The sequence below is a fragment of the Bacteroides timonensis genome, assembly GCF_000513195.1.
GTDB classification, from domain to species: domain Bacteria; phylum Bacteroidota; class Bacteroidia; order Bacteroidales; family Bacteroidaceae; genus Bacteroides; species Bacteroides timonensis.
On sequence record NZ_CBVI010000142.1, the window covers coordinates 1 to 16,008 of the forward strand.

18 protein-coding genes and 2 tRNA genes are annotated in these 16,008 nt (G+C 42.3%); 11 read left to right on the forward strand and 9 right to left on the reverse strand.

All coding sequences use genetic code 11. From position 1 onward, the window contains the following. Positions 1-442 precede the first annotated feature (442 nt). Positions 443-838: a type II toxin-antitoxin system HicB family antitoxin gene (locus BN161_RS24685; protein WP_244436620.1), complete on the forward strand. Its 396-nt coding sequence runs from the start codon at positions 443-445 to the stop codon at positions 836-838. A 197-nt stretch (positions 839-1,035) separates the two neighbouring features. Here the strand turns inward: BN161_RS24685 and BN161_RS24690 are convergent, their stop codons facing one another. Then, the gene (locus tag BN161_RS24690) at positions 1,036-1,281 is read right to left on the reverse strand and encodes a helix-turn-helix domain-containing protein (protein WP_044271340.1); all 246 of its coding nucleotides are present in this window, start codon (positions 1,279-1,281) and stop codon (positions 1,036-1,038) included. 178 nt (positions 1,282-1,459) lie between these two features. Between BN161_RS24690 and BN161_RS24695 the strand changes: the two genes are divergently transcribed. Genes BN161_RS24695 through BN161_RS24705 form a run of 3 tightly spaced genes read left to right on the forward strand, consistent with a single transcriptional unit; the run spans position 1,460 to position 2,334 of the window. Continuing rightward, complete coding sequence (locus BN161_RS24695) at positions 1,460-1,852, forward strand: hypothetical protein (protein WP_044271342.1); 393 nt, start codon at positions 1,460-1,462, stop codon at positions 1,850-1,852. A gap of 48 nt (positions 1,853-1,900) precedes the next feature. Then, entirely contained in the window at positions 1,901-2,140 is a 240-nt protein-coding gene (locus tag BN161_RS24700; RefSeq protein ID WP_044271344.1) for a hypothetical protein, read from the forward strand. Positions 2,141-2,151: 11 nt separating this feature from the next. Further along, positions 2,152-2,334: a hypothetical protein gene (locus tag BN161_RS24705; protein ID WP_044271346.1), complete on the forward strand. Its 183-nt coding sequence runs from the start codon at positions 2,152-2,154 to the stop codon at positions 2,332-2,334. Between the two features lie 854 nt (positions 2,335-3,188). Here the strand turns inward: BN161_RS24705 and BN161_RS24710 are convergent. The 8 genes from BN161_RS24710 to prmC all read right to left on the reverse strand — a co-directional run bounded on the left by BN161_RS24710 (position 3,189) and on the right by prmC (position 7,813). Continuing rightward, positions 3,189-3,272: transfer RNA gene (locus BN161_RS24710), tRNA-Leu, on the reverse strand. 14 nt (positions 3,273-3,286) lie between these two features. Continuing rightward, a tRNA-Gly gene (locus tag BN161_RS24715) sits at positions 3,287-3,359 on the reverse strand. Positions 3,360-3,443: 84 nt separating this feature from the next. Then, positions 3,444-3,893 carry a Rieske (2Fe-2S) protein gene (locus BN161_RS24720; RefSeq protein WP_044271347.1) on the reverse strand — a complete coding sequence of 150 codons (450 nt, stop codon included), beginning with the start codon at positions 3,891-3,893 and terminating at the stop codon, positions 3,444-3,446. A gap of 12 nt (positions 3,894-3,905) precedes the next feature. Then, on the reverse strand, positions 3,906-5,246 hold the full coding sequence (argH, locus tag BN161_RS24725) for an argininosuccinate lyase (RefSeq protein ID WP_044271348.1): 1,341 nt from the start codon (positions 5,244-5,246) through the stop codon (positions 3,906-3,908). 25 nt (positions 5,247-5,271) lie between these two features. Then, on the reverse strand, positions 5,272-5,682 hold the full coding sequence (locus BN161_RS24730; protein ID WP_044271349.1) for an SRPBCC family protein: 411 nt from the start codon (positions 5,680-5,682) through the stop codon (positions 5,272-5,274). Positions 5,683-5,781: 99 nt separating this feature from the next. Next, complete coding sequence (pyrE, locus tag BN161_RS24735; RefSeq protein ID WP_007210602.1) at positions 5,782-6,420, reverse strand: orotate phosphoribosyltransferase; 639 nt, start codon at positions 6,418-6,420, stop codon at positions 5,782-5,784. Between the two features lie 80 nt (positions 6,421-6,500). Beyond that, positions 6,501-6,980: a regulatory protein RecX gene (locus BN161_RS24740; RefSeq protein WP_044271351.1), complete on the reverse strand. Its 480-nt coding sequence runs from the start codon at positions 6,978-6,980 to the stop codon at positions 6,501-6,503. Beyond that, positions 6,977-7,813: a peptide chain release factor N(5)-glutamine methyltransferase gene (gene prmC / locus BN161_RS24745; RefSeq protein WP_044271354.1), complete on the reverse strand. Its 837-nt coding sequence runs from the start codon at positions 7,811-7,813 to the stop codon at positions 6,977-6,979. The genes BN161_RS24740 and prmC overlap by 4 nt, the downstream gene beginning before the upstream one ends. A 266-nt stretch (positions 7,814-8,079) precedes the next feature. Here prmC and ribD point away from each other — a divergent pair, with 266 nt between their 5' ends. The 7 genes from ribD to BN161_RS24780 all read left to right on the forward strand — a co-directional run bounded on the left by ribD (position 8,080) and on the right by BN161_RS24780 (position 15,961). Next, complete coding sequence (ribD, locus tag BN161_RS24750; RefSeq protein ID WP_044271356.1) at positions 8,080-9,117, forward strand: bifunctional diaminohydroxyphosphoribosylaminopyrimidine deaminase/5-amino-6-(5-phosphoribosylamino)uracil reductase RibD; 1,038 nt, start codon at positions 8,080-8,082, stop codon at positions 9,115-9,117. A 144-nt stretch (positions 9,118-9,261) separates the two neighbouring features. Beyond that, positions 9,262-10,623, forward strand: a complete 1,362-nt coding sequence (locus BN161_RS24755) for a DUF6242 domain-containing protein (RefSeq protein WP_044271359.1) — start codon at positions 9,262-9,264, stop codon at positions 10,621-10,623. Positions 10,624-10,678: 55 nt separating this feature from the next. Further along, a complete protein-coding gene (porG, locus tag BN161_RS24760) occupies positions 10,679-11,374 on the forward strand; it encodes a type IX secretion system protein PorG (RefSeq protein ID WP_044271361.1) in 696 nt (231 codons plus the stop codon). A 5-nt stretch (positions 11,375-11,379) separates the two neighbouring features. Continuing rightward, entirely contained in the window at positions 11,380-12,114 is a 735-nt protein-coding gene (locus BN161_RS24765; RefSeq protein ID WP_007217075.1) for an isoprenyl transferase, read from the forward strand. A 28-nt stretch (positions 12,115-12,142) separates the two neighbouring features. Further along, positions 12,143-14,785 carry an outer membrane protein assembly factor BamA gene (gene bamA / locus BN161_RS24770; protein ID WP_044271364.1) on the forward strand — a complete coding sequence of 881 codons (2,643 nt, stop codon included), beginning with the start codon at positions 12,143-12,145 and terminating at the stop codon, positions 14,783-14,785. Between the two features lie 23 nt (positions 14,786-14,808). Next, entirely contained in the window at positions 14,809-15,324 is a 516-nt protein-coding gene (locus BN161_RS24775) for an OmpH family outer membrane protein (RefSeq protein ID WP_044271366.1), read from the forward strand. A 133-nt stretch (positions 15,325-15,457) separates the two neighbouring features. After that, complete coding sequence (locus BN161_RS24780; protein ID WP_044271368.1) at positions 15,458-15,961, forward strand: OmpH family outer membrane protein; 504 nt, start codon at positions 15,458-15,460, stop codon at positions 15,959-15,961. Positions 15,962-16,008: the final 47 nt, after the last annotated feature.

Sequence of the window (16,008 nt, forward strand, 5' to 3'; positions counted from 1 at the left end):
ACGGATTTTCGGCATACCCTTTCAAATTGCGGTATGATACCGGGATAGCCAGATAAGTACCTAAATAAAATATAGCAAAAAAGTTATGTTTTTATTTGGTGGGTTATAGCAAAAACACTATATTTGTATTGTCTTAAACAAACGGTCTTTTAAATTATGAAGTACAATCAGTTTTTTGCGGAACTTACCGCAGCAGGTTGTTACGTTCTCAGGCATGCATGGGGCAAACCATGATATTTGGTACAGTCCTAAAACGGGTAATAAGTTTGCCCTGTCAAGGCATGGCAAACAAGAAGTACCTACCGGAATGGAACGTAAAGCAAGAAAGGTTCTTTTGGGGGAGTAATCCCCCTACCTTTTGCGCTTCATACCTAAAAGGCTGTAAATGTTGAGGCAATGGGGTACGGTATATTGCCGTACTCCTATTTTTAAAGCAATGGATATGAAAGTAACTGTGATCATGGAAAAGGCGAGCGATGGGTATTACTCATGCTTTGTCGAGGAAGATTTACCCGGCTTTGGTCTGGCTGGATATGGAGATACGGCAGAAGCCGCCAAAGAGGATATGATGAAAGCGTATGAGGAAATAAAGGAAATGCAGGCAGAAGAAGGCAAGGAAGTGCCGGAACTGGAGTTTACTTACAAATATGATATGCAATCTTTCTTCAACTATTTCTCATTCCTGAATGTTACTAAGGTTGCAGAGTTGGCAGGTATCAACGCTTCATTGATGCGGCAATATACTTCCGGTGTGACAGCAGCCGGACAAAAGCAGTATGATAAGATACGGGTAGCTGTTGAGCGTATAACTAAAGAACTTTCCGCAGCTACTTTCTAAAGATAGTGTACCGCTGTGAAGCGAGACCGTTTAATTAAGACAAGCAAGCCCCGAACCGAATGAACGGAACGGGGCTTTTTCATTCCTTGTATCGGCTGTATCGATACACTTAGAACGCAAACCACTATAAATAAGCGGCTTTAGCTGTGTCGCTCCCGATACACCCGATACACTTTTGAAAACCGATACAATACACTTTACTCTACTTTGATATTGATGTTCTTTCCACAATGCGGACAGGTGATAGAAGCCGTACCGCTTTTGGATGGTTCAAATAGTTCTATTATAGGAACGTTTAATGCGTCCGCTATCTGTGAGATCCTTTCAAGTGTTGGATTACCCGAAAGCGATTTAGATAAAGCTCCCTCACTGATATTCATTTTTGCCGCCAAGTCTTTTGCGGCCATCCCTTTCTGCCTTAGCAGTTCTTTAATCTGTATCATATTTACCTATATTAAAAGTTCTTGTAGGTACAAAAATAGCGTAAAATTTCAATATACAACAATAAATAATAGGAAAATTGCACTAAAGTGGAATATTTTACATAAAAACTTTGCGTATTAATTTTAATATACGTAAATTTGTATCGTAAAAATTGAAGTAAACGTAAATATAAAATTTATGAAACAGTATAATTTGAGTAAAATTATGAAGAGAGCACACCAGTTGTATAACAACGCCCGTGCCAAGTACCCAACCTTTTCAGAAGCCCTCAAAAAGAGTTGGAAGATGGCTAAGTTTGATGCTATGTTAGCAGCTAATCGCCTGGCAATGGAAGCAGAAGCCAAAGCAAAGGCAGAAACAGAGAAAGAACACAGAGAGCAAGCTGCTATTCAATCTATTCTCTTTAATGCACAGTTGGAAGCCGACCGTATCAAACGTGAAGCAGAAGCCAAAGCACAGCGTATGAGAGAAGAAATAGCAGCACGCAAAGAGAACATTTCTTATAGTGAGTATCAAGACAGATTAAGCCGTGCAATGGGCTACGGACGTGGTTGTTATTGCGGAGATTGATTATTAGCCCGGTAAGGGTGGCTAATATCCATTCTACCACAAAAGCAAATGATAATAGAAAACGAAATAATGGTAGCAGAACTAATAGATGATTTGAAACTTGCACGTTTGGAGCTTCAAGAAACTAACCAAATCCTTACTGAAACTTACCATAACTGTATGGCTTATTGCGCAGGACGTGGTAGTTGTTTATTGTGCCCGATCAAAAAAAGAGGCGCTGAGTGTCCAACGGTGAAATCTGACCACAAGAAGGGGAAAATCATAGAAATGTTTCCAAAAAAGAAATAATTTATTCAATCATGGAAATAAGTACAGCAATGATGCAGCACATATTGCGCATGTCGGAAAGCTTTGCAGACGTGTTAGCAGAGCTAAAACAAGTAAAGAAAGAACTTGCAGAACTAAAGAGAGAAAGAGAGAATGAAGTAACAGCTTCAAAGACCAAGTATTCGCACATGAAAATCATATCGCACGATAGATAGGTATAATATTCCACTGGAGATTTTACCAAGAAATGATATCTCCGGCAATAATACGGTTGCCGGATTAAATGAAACCACATAAAACTAAGTATAAGGCATGTTGGGGCTATGTCCAACGCTCACTTTATCAGATGCCCCGGTAGCAATATGGCTACCGGGTATTTTTCTCTGTAATAATTTAGAACCATTCCAAATAACTCTCACCCTCATAATCCCAATAAAAGGTGTTTTAGATTATGTGTATTCATGCGTAGACCTGAGTAAACAGGCGTTGTTAATGAAATAGCCTAACCCATAGTCGAAAATTCGACATTGGTGAAAATCAATGTGATACAAAACTACAGAGGAAAAGCACCCCTAACGTAACCTTGAGGATTATCTCCCAAATCACGGTAAGATTACGGTAAGGGTCTGTTTGTTTATCTGTAAATTCTACGGACGCCTACTCTCTGGAAATAGTTTAGGGCAAAACTGCCCTAAAATTGATAATCAATCAGTTGCAATATAGGCTTTTCCCGTGTGAATTCTCATGAGTGTATCTTTCAGTAAGGTATAGTATAAATGTACTATTGAAATTTAGAGAGAATATGCGCACTCAAGAAATGTCTACTATTTGATTATTGCTTTATTTAGCCTTATGTTTTGTAGATTATCGGGAACTTTACTTATTTTTGTGACAGAAATGCCATAAAGGTATTTTAATCGCAAATGAAAGGTTGTTTGTCAAGTGTGGCAAACAGCCTTTTTTAGTATTCATTCGGGGATAAATCGCACGAAGTGACATTTTTGTGACATAAAGAGAGGTAAACAAAAACGCTAACCGCTCATTATTAAGCGATTAGCGTCAAATCAAGTACTCGAAGCGGGACTTGAACCCGCACAGCCGCAATGGCCAAAGGATTTTAAGTCCTTCGTGTCTACCATTCCACCATTCGAGCATCCTATAAAGGAGAGCGGAAAACGAGACTCGAACTCGCGACCCTAACCTTGGCAAGGTTATGCTCTACCAACTGAGCTATTTCCGCAGGTCTTTTTTGTAGAACGGGTGCAAAGATAAGGAGTTTCCCCGTTACAGCCAAATTTTTTACATAGAAAATGTTACAGTTTTATTAGTTCCTCACTTGCAAAGAAGTGCCGGACACAGTGACTTTATAATGTTTCAGATACTCTGTACCTTCCCCCGTAGGAAATCCGCCACTACTCAAATTATATTTGGTATGGCATTTAGGACATTCTGCCGTCCCCAATCCATCTTCCAAGACCTCTACCGAAACATTACGACTGGTCTCCACCGGACAAGCTGCATCATAAGCAACATAAGTATTCCCCTCTGAGAAAACACTCTGCCCGATAATCAATCCCGCATAGCCCACCGGCAGTCCATTTACATTCTTCTCTATCTTCAGAAACTGACCGGGAGTCGTAATCTTATAATAAGGAGACTGTGAAAGACTACATGAAAAATTAAAGGTAACGGAAGGAATGCTCGATTCGTAGGAATCACCACAACTGGTGACACACAACCAAAGCATTCCTATGACTATACAGAGTTTCCGCATACAATATCGTATTTATCGACCAAGCAAAGCTTTTTCAGCTACTTCCATTCCATGAAAATTGAAACCATCTACCACTTCCTGCATCAGCACCGAGATTTCATCGTTACAGAGATTACCGATACTTCCCTCATGTGTGTGATGCACTTGCTTGCTGTGTGAGAAGTTTCTGGCTTCAATGTCCAATCCCACTTTCTTATAAGCATCCCGGAAAGGCATACCTTCGCGTGCCAAGCGGTTCACTTCTTCCACACTGAAAATAAGCAGGTATTTGTCATCGTCGAGGATATGTTCGTTTACCTTTATTTCATTCATGATATAGGTAGTCATCTGCAAACAGTCTTTCAACTCTTGGAAAGCAGGCAAAAAGACTTCCTTAATAATCTGCAAATCCCGGAAATAGCCGGACGGCAAATTATTGGCAATCATCATGATCTGTTGTGGCAATGATTGCAGTTTATTGCATTTGGCACGCGTCAGTTCAAAGACATCCGGGTTCTTCTTATGGGGCATAATGCTGGAACCTGTCGTGCAATCATCAGGCAGCTTCACGAAACCGAAGTTCTGACTGTTGAACATACAAGCATCAAAAGCCAGTTTGGAGATAGTTCCGGCAATACTTGCCAAAGCAAAAGCTACATTACGTTCCATCTTGCCACGCCCCATCTGGGCATAAACAACATTATAGTTTAAAGAGTCAAAGCCCAACAAACGTGTTGTCATCGTACGATTCAATGGGAATGAAGAACCATACCCGGCAGCCGACCCCAAAGGATTACGATTACACATCTTGAATGCTGCCTGCAAAAAGAGCATATCATCCACCAGACTCTCGGCATAAGCGCCAAACCACAATCCGAAAGAAGACGGCATAGCTATCTGCAAATGAGTATAACCCGGCATCAGCACATCTTTAAAACGCTCACTCTGGCATATCAGCACATGAAACAGTTGTTCCACAGCTTCAGCAATCTCCTTAATCTGCGCACGCGTGAAAAGTTTCAGATCGAGCAACACCTGATCGTTACGCGAGCGACCACTATGTATCTTCTTACCTATATCACCCAATTTACGCGTCAGCATCAATTCTACCTGCGAGTGTACATCTTCCACTCCTTCTTCTATCACAAACTCCCCTTTCTCGGCAGCCGCATAGATATTTTTCAGTTCTTCAAGCAAAAGAGCCAGCTCTTCCTTCGTCAGCAGACCGATACTTTCGAGCATGGTGATGTGAGCCATAGAACCTACCACATCATGTTTAGCCAGATAAAGGTCCATCTCGCGATCACGTCCTACCGTGAAGCGTTCTATATCCTTATTTACCTGAACGGATTTCTCCCAAAGTTTCTGAGCCATTTATTTAGTGATTAATGGTTAGTGATTAATAGGGTATGATCGATAGCATATCCGCCATCTTTTCCAACCCTTCTTGCAAAGGTTTCTGAACCATACCTTTCATGAAAGGGTTCAGTTCCAAGCCAATGGTTAATTTCAGCTTACATTCTGTTTCTGTCACCGGAACAATCTGTATCCACAGATTGAAGGGCAGTGGTGAAGTAGTCGTGGCAAACTTAATACACTTGTATGATTCTTTCTCTACTATACTCAGCGCTATTTTACCCACGGGAGCTACCTCTATCATCATACTCTCCGAGTCAAAACTCAAGTTTTTTACTTTATCCTCCGGCAAGCTGTCTTTAAGCTTCTCCAGATTATTCAAATCAGATAGTTTCTCATAAACAGCCTCCTGTGAGGCAGGTATAGTTTTTACACTACTTTCAAATTTTGTCATATTTTGATTCTCTTTAAAAGACAAAAAAAGAACTATCCGGACAGAAACTATCCGAATGGCCCTTTTATCATATTAATTATTTTATAGTATAAACCGCCGTTACTTTCCAGCATCCCAATGTGCAGGGTCCTTACGCCATTCGTTCAGCGTTGCAATATCATCTTCTTCGATGTAACCCGTACGAAGTGCAACATCCAAAACCGCTTCATAATTCGTCAGCGTCACCAAAGGAACTTTGGCATCTTTGAATGCTTTTTCTGCAACTGGGAAACCATAGGTATAAGCTGCAACCATACCGATTACTTCACATCCGTCGCGACGAATAGCTTCTACGGCCTTCAAGCTACTTCCACCTGTAGAAATCAAATCTTCAACCACCACAACTTTCATACCCGGGCGAAGTTCTCCTTCGATCAGGTTTTCCAATCCATGGTCTTTCGGGGTAGAACGTACATACACAAACGGCAAATTCAGCGCATCGGCAACTAAAGCTCCCTGAGGGATAGCGCCTGTTGCTACGCCGGCAATTGCATCCACCTGCCCGAAACGTTCCAATATCAAACGGGTAATCTCAATCTTTACAAAATTACGCAAAGAAGGATAAGAAAGTGTTTTGCGGTTATCACAGTAAAAGGGAGATTTCCATCCGGAAGCCCATGTAAAGGGATTTGCCGGTTGTAGTTTAATCGCTTTTATCTTCAGCAACTTCTCTGCGAATAGTTTTTCTAAAGTTCTCATAACTAAATTAGCTATTTATAGTAAATATGGCACAAAAATACAGAAACAGAACGAGAATAAAAAAAGAATAAAGAGATTTTTCACTCAAAGTCGTCATTTTCGTCAGAAAGTTGTATACAATGACGAATATCTTTCATTTCAAAACCCCGACTCAGGGCAAAACGCATCAATTTTCCATTCAACTCATACTCATTCTCCGCATGTATACTTTTCCTTTTTGCAGTCAGCAAACCATCTAAAATAGACAAATATTCTTCTTCATCTATTTCATTCAAGAACTGCCGGCATGTATTATAAGAAACTTTCTTCAATTGCAGCGCCTGCGCAATTTTCACTTTTCCCCATTTGGCAAAGCGATATTTATCATTCACAAAGGCACGGCAAAAGCGCTCTTCATCAATATATTTTTCATCTACCAGCCGCTTGAGAATGCGGTCAATGGCATCATAGGGCAATCCCCAACGCTGTAGTTTTTCAGAAATCTCAGCACGGCAATGTTCCGCTGTAGAGCAATAGGCAGCCACTTTATTCAGCGCCTCTGTTTCAGTAATATTCGTCATTTTTCGGCTATTACAAATCGATCATTATGAGATATGTCCTTTTGGAGTCGGACCGCACGATATCCTGCTTCACACAACATCGCTACGGTATCTTTTCCAAAAGCACGGTTAATTTCAAAATAAAGTTTTCCACCAGGCATAAGCATCTCAAGTCCCAGCACGGCTATGCGCCGATAAAAACGCAAAGGATCTGTATCGGGTACAAACAATGCCAACGAAGGCTCCCAATCCAGCACATTATGTTCCATCTCTTGTTTCTCAGCTTCAGTAACATAAGGCGGATTGCTCACAATTACATCATAACAGTCCGCCACACAAGGTTCATAAGTTAACACATCGCGCTGTTCGAACCGTACAGATGCCTGCAAAGCCTTACTATTAGCAACAGCAATAGATAAAGCTTCTCCCGATACATCCCAAGCGGTGACTTGCGACCCTGGTAATTCTTTCGCCAAAGAAATGGCGATACAACCGCTACCTGTCCCAACGTCTAAAACACGAGAAACGGGAGAAAGTTCTTTTAACATCATCTCTACCAGCTCCTCGGTTTCCGGACGAGGAATGAGTACACCCGGAGCCACGCGAAAAGTTCTTCCCAAGAAGCGGGCTTCCCCTAAAATATATTGTATCGGTTCAAAATTACGTAAACGGGCAAGAATGCTTTCCAATTCCTGTTCCTCCTTTACGGATAAAGTTATATCTTTGCCCAGATAATAATCCACAGTTTGCTGCCCCAGAATCTCACAACAGATTAATCTGGACAAATTTCCGGCTTCCTGCGTCGTATAATGACCCTGCAGTTTCCGGCGGATATAAGAGGCGGTAATATTCATAAATGGATATTTGGGATTCTTTATCAGTTCAACTGACGGGCTTTCCACAGATCATCTCCGTAGTATCTCCGTAGATTCTCCATAAGTTCTCCGTAGGTTCTCCGTAGCAGGTCCGTAATAAGTCCGTAATAAGTCCAAGCTATAGGACACGGAGATGATACGAACCGGATACAGGTCGGATACGGACTTGGCTTGTCCGCACTCCGAATAACGAAGAATCCGTTTTGGGGTGCAAAAGTAAGAATTATCATAGAAAAATGGCACACATGGAAGAAGAAAAATACATGCGCCGCTGTATACAACTGGCGCGAAACGGACTTTGTAATGCAGCACCCAATCCGATGGTGGGGGCGGTAATCGTATGCGACGGGAAGATCATCGGTGAGGGCTATCATGTACGTTGCGGAAAAGCACACGCTGAAGTCAATGCTATTCGTTCCGTAAAAGAGACCTCATTACTAAAGCGTTCCACCATCTATGTAAGTCTGGAGCCCTGCTCTCATCACGGGAAAACTCCTCCCTGTGCAGATTTGATTATTGAAAAACAAATCCCTCGTATCGTCATCGGCTGCCAGGATCCTTTTTCCAAGGTTGCCGGACGGGGCATACAGAAACTGAAAGATGCCGGACGAGAAGTAATCGTAGGAGTACTGGAAGACGAATGTCGGCACCTAATCAAAAGATTCATAACCTTTCACACCTTGCACCGCCCATATATCACACTGAAATGGGCAGAATCCGCAGACGGGTTTATTGATTTATGCCGGACCAAAGGAAATCCTGTGATTCTATCCACTCCCTTGACCTCCATGCTGGTACATAAAAAGAGAGCAGAACATTCTGCCATTCTTGTAGGCACACGTACCGCTAAACTGGACAATCCATCTTTGAATGTACGCAACTGGCATGGGCGCTCTCCGATACGTCTCGTCATCGACCGGAAACAGAGCTTGTCTCCTACCCTTCATTTGTTTGACGGAAGTGTACTGACACTCGTCTTTACCGAACACTTCCATGATGCTCTGCCCAACGTGGAATACCTCCCGATAGATTTCCAACAGGACATATTACCTCAGATCATGCAGATATTGTATGAGCGTGGTATTCAATCTCTGTTGGTGGAGGGCGGAAGCACCTTGCTACAATCTTTCATCGATGCGAGGCTTTGGGATGAAGCGTATGTTGAAGAAAGTCCCAGATCACTGATATCCGGTGTTAAAGCTCCTGAAATGAACGATAAAATTAGTTATGCCTGTGAGCAATCTTTCGGCAGAAGTATACGGCATTACACAGCAACGAAATAGTCCGAATCACCTCATTTTGATGCTTTTTTATCGAGAAAAACAGGGGTATTATCTATAATTTTATATAAAACTTCCCCGGGATGCTGATTATAGAAAAAAATGTTCCTATTTTTGCAACTTGTAAATAAACACTATCTTTAGAAAATGAGAATAAAGTTTTTATCCGTAATACTGAGTTTTCTTCTTATGTCAATTGCCATAAGTTCGTGTCTTGACTCAGATGAAAATTATGAATATAGTTCCGACGCGACGATACGTGCCTTTGGTATTGATAGTATAACAAAAGGCGTATATTATAAGTTTACGATTGACCAGCTGAAAAGAGAAATTTATAATGTAGACTCGCTTCCTATGGGTGCTGATTCCATCATAAAACGTATCTTAATCGACACACTGACGGTAACAGGATGGGTAACTTCAGGTTTGAATGATACTGTATTCAACATGAACGACTCGGTTGACCTGAGAGAACCGATCAAACTAAAAGTACATGCAGCCGACGGAATCACTACCCGCGAATATACTATCAAGGTAAATGTTCACACACAGGATCCGGACTCACTGATTTGGAGAGAAATGCCATCACTACCCGTTTCTCCGGCTTCCGGAAAACAAAAGTCTGTAGTACTAAATAAAAATTTAATTATTTACACCTCTACTACGACAGCCTATCGCAGTTCCGTAGAAAATCCTGCCAGCCTTCAATGGGGAAGCCCGATTACAATCAACGGTCTACCTTCAGATGCAAAATTAACTTCTATCGTTCATTTCAACAACCGATTATACATCACCACAGAGAGTGGGAAAGCGTTCGATTCCGACAACGGTATTGATTGGGCCGAAATGGATGTGCAAGGAATGCAGATGGTAACATTCGTAGCTGGTATTCCGGAAGACGCCGTAACGGGAAGTAAGAACAAACTTGCCGGCATCTTCACGAAAGATGGTGACCATTACTTCTGCGCGAGAAATGCAGAAGAAACAGAATGGCAACCGAGTGAAGAGATTGTTCCTTCCGATTTCCCACTGGAAGGTATATACTCCACTGTATTCACAAATGCAAGTGGCATCAAGCAAACAGTGATAGTGGGCAATACGGAAGAAACAGCCAAAGCAACAGTACCTTGGTCCACAATGGACGGGCTTACTTGGGTTGACATAAATACGCCTTCAGACTTTTTCTGTCCGGTCATGAAGAATCCGTCAATCATGTACTACGGAGGCTTATTCCACATGATGGGTGGAGATTTCAATATAATCCGTTCCTCCCTCGTAGGAATAGCTTGGAACGAAGCTGCCACGAAATTCCGGTACCCGACAAAGATTGAAATAGAAAAGGGCGAAGGCGAAGATGCTAAAGATACGATTAAGTATATAAGTTTATTCAAAGACAAGGGAGATTACTCTCTGACCATTGACGCAAACCATTATATTTGGATTGTATGGAGTAGCGACGGTTCTGTTTGGCGTGGGCGTCTAAACAAACTGGGTTTCAAGCAACAATAATAAAATAGTCAAATTTCCGTTTCCTTATATATAAAAGGAGTAACAAGAAAACGGTATGACTATTATAAGAAATATAAAAATAGTATTTTGCCTGCTCATGTTCCCATTCTGTTGTGCCATGGCACAGGAAGAATATACTTGGGAGATGGGAGGAACCATTGGAGGAAGTTTTTATATGGGAGATGCAAATAGCAGCACCCCGTTTAAAGACACAGGTATAGCGGGAGGTTTTATAGCCCGGTACTTACTGAATCCACACATGGCAATAAAAGGCAATCTGACAGCCGGCAGGATTTCCGGTGACACGAGAGATTTCAAAAATGTGTATCCGAATGGAGAGTATGCCACTTTCAAACGGACTATAATCGATTTGGGAGCACAGTTTGAATATAACTTTTTGGGATATGGTATCGGTAATACGTACCGGGGTGACCGTCGGTTTACACCTTATATATTAGGTGGATTGGGTTTTACGTTTGCACCAAAGCCTGTAAAGACGGTCTTTACGATGAACATCCCCATAGGAGCGGGAATAAAATTCAAAGCAACCCCACGCATCAATATAGGATGCGAGTTTACGATGCGGTTCAGCCTTAGCGACCAGTTGGATGTTACTCAACGGGAAGGTTTGCAGCTGGAAGACCCATACCAGATAAAAGGAAAAGGTTGGAAGAATAAAGACAGTTATGCATTTACCGTCTTTTTCGTCACCTACGACCTCTTCCCAAGATGTAAGGAATGTAACAACTAAAAAAGATGCAATATAAAGAACAAATTGATTTGAGCCGGATACCCCAGCATGTGGCGATTATCATGGATGGCAACGGACGATGGGCGAAGCAGCGCGGACACGAGCGCAGCTACGGACATCAGGTCGGTGCAGAAACCGTCCATGTAATAGCCGAAGAGGCAGCCAGACTGGGCATCAGATATCTGACCCTATATACGTTCTCAACCGAAAACTGGAACCGCCCGACAGATGAAGTGGCAGCCTTGATGAGCCTTCTTTTCGACTCCATCGAAGAGGATACATTCATGAAGAACAACATCAGTTTCCGGATCATCGGAGATATAGAAAAGTTACCCGCAAATGTACAGACACGTTTATACAATTGCGTAGAAAATACTTCTAAGAATACAGGTATGTGCCTGGTACTTGCACTCAGCTACTCTTCACGTTGGGAAATCACAGAAGCCAGCCGGCAAATTGCCGCTTTGGTGCAGAAAGGAGAATTGACACCCGAACAGATCGACTGCGATTTAATGTCAAAGCACCTGACTACCCACTTCATGCCTGATCCCGACTTGCTGATACGCACCGGTGGAGAAATCCGTCTGAGTAATTACCTTCTTTGGCAATGCGCGTATTCGGAACTTTATTTTTGTGAAACCTATTGGCCCGATTTTCGGGAAGAGGAACTTTGCAAAGCCATTTGCGACTACCAGAGACGGGAACGCAGATTCGGCAAAACCAGTGAACAAATCAGTTAAACTCAAACATATTTAATCAAAAACATAAATGCACTATCGTATTTTCTCTATACTCACAGCGTTTATCTGCCTCTTCGGTTGTGTACTGACAAGTGCGGCTCAAGATGCCAATGGCACCGATAATGATGCAGCAAAACCGGTTATTCTCTATTCGGGAACACCCAAGAAGTATGAAATTGCAGAAATTAAAGTAGAAGGAGTTAAGAACTATGAGGACTATGTACTAATCGGACTATCCGGTTTGTCTGTAGGACAAACGATTACCATACCGGGTGACGAAGTCACTCAGGCTTGTAAGCGTTACTGGAAGCATGGTCTGTTCTCCAATGTTCAAATCACCGCAGATAAGATAGAAGGCGATAAGGTCTGGCTTACGATTCATCTGACTCAGCGTCCGCGTGTATCCGATATCCGCTATCACGGCGTGAAGAAGTCAGAGCGCGAGGATATAGAAAGCCGAATCGGTATGATTAAGGGCGGACAGGTGACTCCTAATGTCATTGACCGCGCCAAAACTTTGATTAAGCGCTACTTTGATGATAAAGGCTTTAAGAATGCAGAAGTTATCATCTCGCAGAAAGACGATGTATCCAACGATAACCAGGTGATCGTGGATATCGACATCGACAAAAAGGAGAAGGTAAAAGTACACGAAATCACCATCGTTGGCAATGAAGCGATTGCAACTAAGAAGCTGAAACGCATCATGAAGAAGACCAACGAAAAGAATAAATTGCTCAATCTGTTCCGTACCAAGAAGTTCGTGGAAGAAAACTTCGAGGCAGACAAGCAGTTGATCATCGATAAGTACAACGAATTAGGCTATCGCGATGCTATGATCGTAGAAGACAGCATCAAACCGTACGATGACCGCACCGTAGACATCTTCATGAAGATTGATGAAGGAGAAAAATATTATCTGCGTAATGTAACGTGGGTAGGTAACACCTTGTATCCTTCCGAACAGTTGAACTTTATGCTTCGCATGAAGAAAGGTGATGTATACAACCAGAAATTACTGGAAGAACGTACCATGTCAGACGAAGATGCTATCGGTAACCTCTACTATAACAACGGCTATTTGTTCTACAGCCTCGAGCCCGTAGAAGTAAATATCGTAGGAGACTCCATCGACTTGGAAATGCGTATTTTCGAAGGCCGCCAGGCTACCATTAATAAGATCAACATCAATGGTAACGACCGTTTGTATGAAAACGTAGTACGCCGTGAACTCCGTACCCGTCCGGGTGACCTGTTCAGCCGTGAAGACCTGATGCGTTCTATGCGTGAAATCCAGCAGATGGGACACTTCGACCCGGAACAAATCAAACCGGATATTCAGCCAAGACCGGAAGACGGAACCGTAGATATAGGTTACGATCTGGTATCCAAAGCTAACGACCAGGTGGAATTCTCTGCCGGTTGGGGACAAACCGGTATCATCGGTAAGTTGAGTTTGAAGTTCACTAACTTCTCACTGGCCAACTTGTTGCATCCGGGTGAAAACTACCGTGGTATCCTGCCGCAGGGTGATGGTCAGACCTTGACCATCAGCGGACAGACTAATGCCAAGTATTACCAATCCTATAGCATTTCATTCTATGACCCGTGGTTCGGTGGTAAACGTCCGAACGCATTCTCTCTGTCGGCCTTCTATTCCGTACAGACAGATATCAGTAGCCGCTACTACAACTCGGCATATATGAATAGCTATTACAACAGTATGTATAGTGGCATGTATGGTTATGGTATGTATAATTACGGTAACTACAACAGCTATGAGAACTATTACGACCCCGACAAGTCTATCAAGATGTTCGGTGTGGCTGCCATGTTCGGTAAGCGTTTGAAATGGCCGGATGACTACTTCCAGTTTACAGCTGAGTTATCTTACCAACGCTATATCCTGAGCGACTGGCAGTACTTCCCCGTTACAAACGGTAAGTGTAACAACCTTAGTATCAACCTGACATTGTCTCGTAGTTCTATTGACAATCCGATCTATCCCCGTTCCGGTTCTGAGTTCTCATTGTCAGTACAGTTAACTCCGCCGTACTCACTGTTTGATGGAACTGACTACAGCAAGTACAGTACTACCAGCCAGGACGACATGAACAAGATGCACAAATGGATTGAATATCACAAATGGAAATTCAAATCCAAAGTGTACATCCCGTTGATGGACCCGGTAGCTGTTAAACGTACCCCGGTATTGATGGGCCGTGTTGAATTCGGTTTGCTGGGACACTACAACAAGTATAAGAAATCTCCGTTCGAAACATTCGATGTAGGTGGTGACGGTATGACCGGTTACTCCAGCTACGCAACGGAAAGCATCGCCCTTCGTGGTTATGAAAACAGTTCATTGACTCCTTACGGTTACGAAGGTTACGCTTATACCCGTCTCGGACTTGAGTTAAGATATCCGCTGATGCTGGAAACAAGTACCAGTATTTATGCGTTAGGTTTTGTAGAAGCCGGTAATGCATGGCATGATGTGAAGAATTTCAATCCATTCGAATTGAAACGTTCCGCAGGTGTCGGTGTCCGTATCTTCCTGCCGATGATCGGTATGATGGGTATTGACTGGGCTTATGGTTTCGATAAAATACGTGGTTCCTCAGATTACGGTGGCAGTCAATTCCACTTTATCTTAGGACAAGAATTCTAATTGTATCACAAAAACCAAACGTTATGAGAAAGTCTGTTTTATTAATGATCTTGCTGTTTGCCGTAGGTATGACAGCCAGTGCACAAAAGTTTGCCTTGATTGATATGGAGTATATTCTGAAAAACATTCCGGCTTACGAACGTGCAAACGAACAGTTGAACCAGGTTTCCAAGAAATGGCAGAGTGAAGTAGAGAAGGTTGCCGAGGAAGCCAAGACGTTGTACAAGAACTATCAATCGGAAGCCGTCTTTCTTTCTGAAGAACAAAAAGGAAAGAAAGAGGAAGCGATTGTCGCTAAAGAGAAAGAAGCTGCTGAACTTCGCCGCAAATATTTCGGTCCTGAAGGGGAATTATTCAAGAAACGCGAAAGCCTGATGCAACCTATTCAGGATGAGATTTATAATGCGGTCAAGGAAATATCGGAGCAGAAAGGATACTCTGTAGTCGTTGACCGGGCATCTGCAACAAGCATCATTTTTGCTTCTCCGCGTATTGATATCAGCAATGAAGTGCTTGCTAAGTTAGGATATTCAAATTAATTTCATACATTTGCTTCGCGAATATGGCCACACTCCAACATTAAAAATAAGCAAGCTTATTTTGTATTGCGTTCAGTTTGCACTATATTTGCATTTATTCAACGACTAATTATTAAAATAAACAATAAACATTATGCTTAAAAAAATCGCACTACTCGTGGTACTGTTCGCTCTTCCTTTGGGAGCGATGGCACAAAAATTTGCTCACATGAACTCTCAGGAGGTTATTGTTGTTATGCCGGAATATACTAAGGCACAAGCTGATCTCGATGCTATGTCAAAAAAGTATCAGCAAGAAATGGAACGCACTCAATTAGAATTCAACAAGAAAGTGCAAGAATTCCAGCAGCAAGCAGACTCTCTGCCGAGAAATATAGCTGAAAGACGCCAGAAAGAATTGCAAGAGATGGCTCAAAGACAAGAAGAATTCCAACAGGAAGCCTACCAAAGCATGCAGAAAGCACAGCAAGATGCATTGGCTCCCATCTATAAAAAATTGGATGACGCCATCCAGGCTGTAGGCAAAGCAGAAGGCGCAATCTATATCTTTGATTTGGCTCGCACACCAATACCTTATGTAGGTGCAGAGAGTGTAGATGTTACTTCTAAAGTTAAAACCCAACTGGGAATTAAGTAAAGACATATCTTATTTAAAGATAGAAAAAGGCGTGGACTGTTTGCAGT

What these genes read in the sequence shown, in the direction of transcription:
- BN161_RS24780 (WP_044271368.1), top strand. Translation starts at nt 15,458, where the DNA reads ATGCTTAAAAAAATCGCACTACTCGTGGTACTGTTCGCTCTTCCTTTG.
- BN161_RS24765 (WP_007217075.1), top strand. Translation starts at nt 11,380, where the DNA reads ATGCAATATAAAGAACAAATTGATTTGAGCCGGATACCCCAGCATGTG.
- BN161_RS24755 (WP_044271359.1), top strand. Translation starts at nt 9,262, where the DNA reads ATGAGAATAAAGTTTTTATCCGTAATACTGAGTTTTCTTCTTATGTCA.
- BN161_RS24720 (WP_044271347.1), bottom strand. Translation starts at nt 3,893, where the DNA reads ATGCGGAAACTCTGTATAGTCATAGGAATGCTTTGGTTGTGTGTCACC.
- BN161_RS24705 (WP_044271346.1), top strand. Translation starts at nt 2,152, where the DNA reads ATGGAAATAAGTACAGCAATGATGCAGCACATATTGCGCATGTCGGAA.
- BN161_RS24740 (WP_044271351.1), bottom strand. Translation starts at nt 6,980, where the DNA reads ATGACGAATATTACTGAAACAGAGGCGCTGAATAAAGTGGCTGCCTAT.
- porG (WP_044271361.1), top strand. Translation starts at nt 10,679, where the DNA reads ATGACTATTATAAGAAATATAAAAATAGTATTTTGCCTGCTCATGTTC.
- BN161_RS24695 (WP_044271342.1), top strand. Translation starts at nt 1,460, where the DNA reads ATGAAACAGTATAATTTGAGTAAAATTATGAAGAGAGCACACCAGTTG.
- ribD (WP_044271356.1), top strand. Translation starts at nt 8,080, where the DNA reads ATGGAAGAAGAAAAATACATGCGCCGCTGTATACAACTGGCGCGAAAC.
- BN161_RS24700 (WP_044271344.1), top strand. Translation starts at nt 1,901, where the DNA reads ATGATAATAGAAAACGAAATAATGGTAGCAGAACTAATAGATGATTTG.
- argH (WP_044271348.1), bottom strand. Translation starts at nt 5,246, where the DNA reads ATGGCTCAGAAACTTTGGGAGAAATCCGTTCAGGTAAATAAGGATATA.
- BN161_RS24775 (WP_044271366.1), top strand. Translation starts at nt 14,809, where the DNA reads ATGAGAAAGTCTGTTTTATTAATGATCTTGCTGTTTGCCGTAGGTATG.
- pyrE (WP_007210602.1), bottom strand. Translation starts at nt 6,420, where the DNA reads ATGAGAACTTTAGAAAAACTATTCGCAGAGAAGTTGCTGAAGATAAAA.
- prmC (WP_044271354.1), bottom strand. Translation starts at nt 7,813, where the DNA reads ATGAATATTACCGCCTCTTATATCCGCCGGAAACTGCAGGGTCATTAT.
- BN161_RS24690 (WP_044271340.1), bottom strand. Translation starts at nt 1,281, where the DNA reads ATGATACAGATTAAAGAACTGCTAAGGCAGAAAGGGATGGCCGCAAAA.
- BN161_RS24685 (WP_244436620.1), top strand. Translation starts at nt 443, where the DNA reads ATGAAAGTAACTGTGATCATGGAAAAGGCGAGCGATGGGTATTACTCA.
- bamA (WP_044271364.1), top strand. Translation starts at nt 12,143, where the DNA reads ATGCACTATCGTATTTTCTCTATACTCACAGCGTTTATCTGCCTCTTC.
- BN161_RS24730 (WP_044271349.1), bottom strand. Translation starts at nt 5,682, where the DNA reads ATGACAAAATTTGAAAGTAGTGTAAAAACTATACCTGCCTCACAGGAG.